The following is a 5,938-nucleotide window of genomic DNA, read 5'->3' on the forward strand; positions in this document are numbered from 1 at the left end:
CCCATTGTCTTTGCTCTTGGCCAGATACATGCCCTTCTGCGTATACTTCCGACGTCGGCCATTTTCGCTTTTTTTTTTCAAGCAGAAGACGGCATACGAGATCGTTTCACGTGACTGGAGTTCAGACGTGTGCTCTTCCGATCTGACGGAGCACGGCGCTATCGGATCGACCGGGTTGAGCGCGCTGAAGCGATTTCGGTCGAGGCGGTGCGCGTCGAGCCAGGCGTTTACGAGCCATCTGATGAGGCAGAAGAGCAGGTCACGATCAAGCCCTTTGCCGTGCCCGTTCCCGTAGTGCCGGTGTTTTTGGATATCCCGCTATTGAGTGGAGATGAAGACCCTTATGCACCGCATTTGGCGGTCACCGCGCGCCCTTGGCCCGGGGCAGTGGCGGTCTATGACGCCGCGAGTGATGCCGGATACACGCGCAGTGCAACGATTGAGCGGCGCTCGGTGATCGGGCAGACGCAAAATGTCTTGAATGCGGCGCAAGTCGGTCTTTGGGATCGTGGCGTCGCGCTGCGGATCAAACTGGCTTGGGGCACGCTGGCGAGTGCAAGTGAGGAGGCAGTGTTGGCGGGTGCCAATGCGATGGCGATTGGCGACGGCAGTACAGATAATTGGGAGATATTTCAGTTCGCCGACGCCACTCCGGTGGCACCTGGCATCTATGATCTGAGCCTGCGTTTGCGCGGGCAGTTGGGCAGCGATGGTTTGATGCCGAAGCTTTGGCCAGAGGGCTCGGTCGTGGTTCTGCTGTCGGGGGGCGTTGATCAGATTTCTTTGCCGTCATCGCTACGCAACATCGCGCGCCATTATCGGATCGGGTCGGTGGCACGGCCCTATGACGATCCTTCCTATGTCCACACTGTGCAGGCGTTTTCGGGCATCGGGATGCGTCCATATTCGCCCTGCCACCTTCGCGTCACCATCGCTGATGGCGGCTGGGAGTTCGGTTGGGTTCGGCGTACGCGGATCGGGGGCGATGATTGGTCGGGCTATGATGTGCCGCTTGGTGAGGCCAGCGAGCGTTACGTCGTCCGGGTGATGGAAGGGGCCCAGATACGGCGCGAGGAGCAGATCAACGCCGCTAATTGGACCTATACGCAGGCGCAAAAAAACGCGGATGGAATCTCGGGTGGGTTCAAGGTCGCGGTGGCGCAGGTTTCAGATGTTTATGGGCCGGGATTGTTCGTCCAAGTTTCGGTGCCGGGCTAAGCGCAATGCGACCCGTGCTAGACGGTGATCTGATCGCGTTGGCACCGGTTGCAATGCTGTGGCCGCATGCGCAGATTCGCGCGCGACTGACCGACGCGATATCTGAGGTTGAGGCGGCTGATGCGCATCGGGAAAAGGTTGGTAAATCACATCCCGATTGGGGGAATGGATCGTTGATGTCTTGGGCCCTCGGCCAACCTATGGGGCCGCGCATTGCGGGCCAGCATGACTATTTAGAGGCGCTCTCGGCCGTCTGCGAGGCCCTGATCGACTATCAAGCGCGCTGAAAATCGCGTCATCCCCTTCCTCTACCGGGCTGGCAGCCTATGTGATAGGCTAAAACGCGATAACGGAGAGTCCGATGATGAAACATATGGCGCAGGTGGCTGCGGTCGATCCAGTTTGGACGCGGATTTGCGATGAGGCGCGCGCGGCTGTGCGCGATGAGCCGCTTTTGGGCGCGCTCATTCATGCTGGCCTGTTGCATCATCCAACGCTTGAACGCGCCTTGGCCTATCGGTTCTCGATGAAATTGGCATCGGGCGAAATGAGTGAGCAAATCCTGCGCGAGATCGCGGATGAAGCCTACGGATCAGAACCCGGCCTTGGTCAGGCGGCGCGCGCCGATCTGGTGGCTGTGCACGAGCGTGATCCAGCTTGCCATCGTCTGCTGCAGCCACTGCTTTTTTTCAAGGGATTTCAGGCGCTTCAAGCCTATCGCGTTGCACATTGGCTGTTCGTGCAAGGGCGTCGGGACATGGCTTATTTCGTGCAAATGCGGGCGTCAGAACTGTTCGGTGTCGATATTCATCCCGGTGCGCGGATAGGGCGCGGAGTCATGATGGACCACGCCCATTCAATCGTGATCGGCGAGACTGCGGTGGTGGGCGACAATGTCTCGATGTTGCATTCTGTCACGCTGGGCGGGACGGGCAAAGAAGACGAAGATCGTCATCCCAAAATTGGCAATGGCGTGCTGATCGGGGCAGGTGCAAAGGTGCTTGGCAATATCAAAGTGGGTGACAATTCGCGGATCGCTGCGGGGTCTGTCGTGCTTATGGATGTGCCGTGCTGCAAGACTGTGGCGGGCGTTCCTGCCAAAATAGTCGGAGATGCTGGCTGTGATCGTCCTGCATCTGAAATGGATCAGATTCTGCACAATAGCTGAGTGGAACGCATTGAATTGAAATAAAAACGCCGGGCATTGCGCCCGGCGTTTTTTGCATTTTCAGGCCTGTTGTCAGGCCAACATCAGCATCGGATTTTCCAAGTTCTCACAGATCGATTTGAGCAGGTCAGCCCCAAGCGCCCCGTCGATAACCCGGTGATCAACCGACAGCGTCATCGACATGACCGTGGCCACCTCAATCTCACCAGCGTCATTCACAACGGGCGTCTTGATGCCTGCGCCAACTGCAAGAATAGCGCCGTGCGGTGGGTTGATCACGGCGTCGAAATTCTCGATGCCCATCATCCCAAGGTTCGAAATCGCAAAGCTGCCGCCTTGGTATTCATGCGGCGCGAGTTTGCGGTCACGTGCCCGCTTGGCGAGGTCTTTCATCTCGGCTGACAAGGCAGAAAGTGATTTGCTTTCCGCGTCTTGCAGAACGGGTGTGAAGAGCCCCCCCTCAATGGCGACTGCTACAGCGACGTCCGATGCCTTCATCTTGAACACCCGGTCGCCTGCCCAGACTGCATTGGCATCGGGCACGGCTTGCAGCGCCAGCGCACAAGCCTTGATGATGAAGTCATTGACCGACAGCTTCACGCCGCGCCCTTCAAGCTGCTTGTTGAGTTGCGAGCGGAATTCCATCAGCGCGTCGAGTTTGACCGAACGGCGCAGATAGAAATGCGGGATCGTCTGCTTGGCTTCGGTGAGGCGCGCGGCAATCGTCTTGCGCATCCCGTTCAGCTCGATTTCCTCATACGCTCGTCCCTCGTACATCTTGGCAATCGCCGAGGCTGAGGGTTGTTGCATGGCAGGAGCGCTCGCGGTTGTAGCCGTGGACTGCGCCGCCGGGGCAGCTGCTTTGGCACCACCCTGAGCGGCCTCAACATCGGCTTTCACGATCCGGCCTTTGGGACCAGAGCCGGACAGGGACGACAGATCAATGCCCTTATCCGCAGCAATCCGACGCGCCAGTGGCGAAGCGAAAATGCGTTTGCCATCCGTGCTTTGCGGGGCTGCCGGGGCAGGGGCTGCCGAAACCGCCTCCGCCTTGGGGGCGCTTTCGGCCTTGGGGGTTTCTGGCGCGGGGGCGACTTTGGGGGCCTTCGTCGCTTCGGCGGCCGAAGCATCCTCACCCTCGTCCAGAATCACAGCAATCGGGTCGTTGACCTTCACCCCGCTCGTGCCTTCTGCGACAAGGAGCTTGCCGACCACACCTTCGTCGACGGCCTCGAATTCCATCGTCGCCTTGTCGGTCTCGATCTCTGCCAAAATGTCGCCGGAGGAGACGGTGTCCCCCTCCTTGACCAACCATTTTGCGAGCGTGCCTTCCTCCATCGTGGGCGACAGGGCGGGCATTAAGATTTGCGTAGCCATAGTCCTGTCTCCTTACCGGTAGGTCACTTTTTTGACCGCTTCGACCACGTCGTCCGAGGTCAAAAGCGCCAGTTTTTCAAGGTTCGCCGCATAGGGCATTGGCACATCCTTGCCGGCGCAATTAATCACGGGCGCATCGAGATAATCAAACGCGCGCTCCATGATCACGGCACTCATATGGTTGCCAAGCGAGGCGACGGGGAAGCCCTCTTCGACGGTCACGCAGCGATTGGTTTTCATCACGCTTGCGAGCACCGTGTCATAGTCGATAGGCCGCAGGGTGCGCAGGTCGATCACCTCGGCCTCGATCCCCTCTTTTGCAAGCTTTTCAGCAGCTTCCAGCGAATGGCTCATGCCGATACCCCAGCTGACGATGGTCACGTCTGCGCCTGTGCGCCAGACTTTCGCCTTGCCAAAGGGAATGGTGAAGTCCTCGATATCGGGCACTTCGAAGGTCCGCCCGTAAAGGATTTCATTTTCCAGGAAGATCACCGGGTTCGGATCCCGAATGGCCGATTTCAACAGACCCTTCGCATCGGCTGCCGAGTAGGGCTGCACGACCTTGAGACCCGGAATTTGCGCATACCACGCGCCGTAATCCTGAGAGTGCTGCGCGCCCACGCGGGCCGCTGCACCGTTGGGACCACGGAACACCATCGGCGCCCCCATCTGACCGCCCGACATATACAGCGTCTTAGCGGCAGAGTTGATGATTTGGTCAATTGCCTGCATGGCGAAGTTGAAGGTCATGAACTCGACAATCGGGCGCAAACCGCCAAAGGCCGCGCCGACACCCAGACCGGCAAAGCCGTGCTCGGTAATCGGCGTATCAATCACCCGCTTGGCGCCGAACTCATCCAGCAGACCTTGGGAAATCTTGTAGGCGCCTTGATATTCGGCCACCTCCTCGCCCATCAGGAAGACGTTTTCGTCGCGCCGCATTTCCTCGGCCATCGCATCGCGCAGCGCCTCGCGCACGGTCTGCGTTTTCATCGGTGTGCCTTCGGGCCAGTCGGGGCTGGTATCGGGGCGCGGAATGTCGGTGCTGTCATCGGCTGACTTCGCTTGCGCGGGGGCAGAGGCGGGGGCCGCTGGCGCCGCCGCCTTGGGGGCCTCGGCGGCTTCGGCATCCGAAGCATCCTCGCCCTCTTCCAGCATCACCGCGATCGGGTCATTGACCTTCACGCCGCTTGTGCCTTCCGCGACCAGAATTTTACCCAAGACGCCCTCATCGACCGCCTCGAATTCCATCGTGGCCTTATCGGTCTCGATCTCGGCCAGAATGTCACCGCCGGCCACGGTGTCACCCTCTTTCTTGAGCCATTTTGCAAGCGTGCCTTCCTCCATCGTCGGAGACAGCGCGGGCATCAAAATCTTCGTTGCCATTGTTGTTCCCCCTCAGGCGTTCTGCGGCGCCGCATCGGCGTAAATGTCGGTCCAAAGCTCTTCGAGCGCGGGCTCGGGGCTTTCCTTGGCGAATTCGGCGGCCTCGTTCACGACGCCCTTGATCTCTTTGTCGATCGCCTTGAGGTCGTCTTCGGTCGCGTGATTTCCGGTCAGCAAAAGCTGGCGCACATGCTCGATCGCATCGCGCTCTTCGCGGATTTTCTGAACCTCTTCGCGGGTGCGATACTTCGCCGGGTCCGACATCGAGTGACCGCGATAGCGATAGGTCTTGATCTCAAGAATATACGGGCCCTTGCCCGAGCGGCAATGCGCCACGGCCTTTTCGCCCGCAGCCTTCACCGCCAGCACATCCATGCCATCAACCTCTTCGCCCGCGATGCCATAGGCAATGCCGCGCTCGTAGAAGTCGGGGGATTTCGTGGCGCGCTGAACGCTGGTGCCCATCGCATATTGGTTGTTCTCGATCACGAACACGACCGGCAAATCCCACAGCTGAGCCATGTTATAGGTCTCGGCCACCTGGCCCTGGTTGGCAGCGCCATCACCGAAATAGGTGAAGGTGACGTTGTCATTGCCTTTGTATTTGTCGCTAAAAGCCAGCCCCGCGCCCAGCGGCACTTGGGCTGCCACGATGCCATGACCACCGTAGAAATGCTTCTCTTTGCTGAACATGTGCATCGAGCCGCCCTTGCCCTTGGAATAGCCATCCTCGCGCCCGGTCAGTTCGGCCATGACGCCCTTGGGGTCCATTCCGCAGGCCAGCATATG

General features: G+C 59.4%; 5 protein-coding genes. 2 read left to right on the forward strand and 3 right to left on the reverse strand.

Annotation, left to right across the window (positions count from 1 at the left end; all coding sequences use genetic code 11):
• Nucleotides 1-1,223: 1,223 nt before the first annotated feature.
• The gene (locus tag QZ571_RS18095) at nucleotides 1,224-1,505 is read left to right on the forward strand and encodes a hypothetical protein (RefSeq protein ID WP_295537518.1); all 282 of its coding nucleotides are present in this window, start codon (nucleotides 1,224-1,226) and stop codon (nucleotides 1,503-1,505) included.
• Nucleotides 1,506-1,579: 74 nt separating this feature from the next.
• On the forward strand, nucleotides 1,580-2,386 hold the full coding sequence (gene cysE, locus QZ571_RS18100) for a serine O-acetyltransferase (RefSeq protein ID WP_295537520.1): 807 nt from the start codon (nucleotides 1,580-1,582) through the stop codon (nucleotides 2,384-2,386).
• 72 nt (nucleotides 2,387-2,458) lie between these two features.
• Here the strand turns inward: cysE and QZ571_RS18105 are convergent, their stop codons facing one another.
• From QZ571_RS18105 to pdhA, 3 genes are all read right to left on the reverse strand, one after another.
• The gene (locus QZ571_RS18105) at nucleotides 2,459-3,763 is read right to left on the reverse strand and encodes a pyruvate dehydrogenase complex dihydrolipoamide acetyltransferase (RefSeq protein WP_295537522.1); all 1,305 of its coding nucleotides are present in this window, start codon (nucleotides 3,761-3,763) and stop codon (nucleotides 2,459-2,461) included.
• Between the two features lie 12 nt (nucleotides 3,764-3,775).
• Nucleotides 3,776-5,149: a pyruvate dehydrogenase complex E1 component subunit beta gene (locus QZ571_RS18110; protein ID WP_295537524.1), complete on the reverse strand. Its 1,374-nt coding sequence runs from the start codon at nucleotides 5,147-5,149 to the stop codon at nucleotides 3,776-3,778.
• A 12-nt stretch (nucleotides 5,150-5,161) separates the two neighbouring features.
• The coding region (gene pdhA, locus QZ571_RS18115) for a pyruvate dehydrogenase (acetyl-transferring) E1 component subunit alpha (protein WP_295537526.1) at nucleotides 5,162-5,938 on the reverse strand (777 nt) is incomplete at its 5' end.

This window comes from uncultured Thioclava sp., assembly GCF_913064665.1.
Lineage (GTDB): Bacteria > Pseudomonadota > Alphaproteobacteria > Rhodobacterales > Rhodobacteraceae > Thioclava > Thioclava arctica.

Excerpts from the sequence above, each read along its gene's own strand:
- QZ571_RS18095 (WP_295537518.1), top strand. The coding sequence starts at position 1,224 with ATGCGACCCGTGCTAGACGGTGATCTGATCGCGTTGGCACCGGTTGCA.
- cysE (WP_295537520.1), top strand. The coding sequence starts at position 1,580 with ATGATGAAACATATGGCGCAGGTGGCTGCGGTCGATCCAGTTTGGACG.
- QZ571_RS18105 (WP_295537522.1), bottom strand. The coding sequence starts at position 3,763 with ATGGCTACGCAAATCTTAATGCCCGCCCTGTCGCCCACGATGGAGGAA.
- QZ571_RS18110 (WP_295537524.1), bottom strand. The coding sequence starts at position 5,149 with ATGGCAACGAAGATTTTGATGCCCGCGCTGTCTCCGACGATGGAGGAA.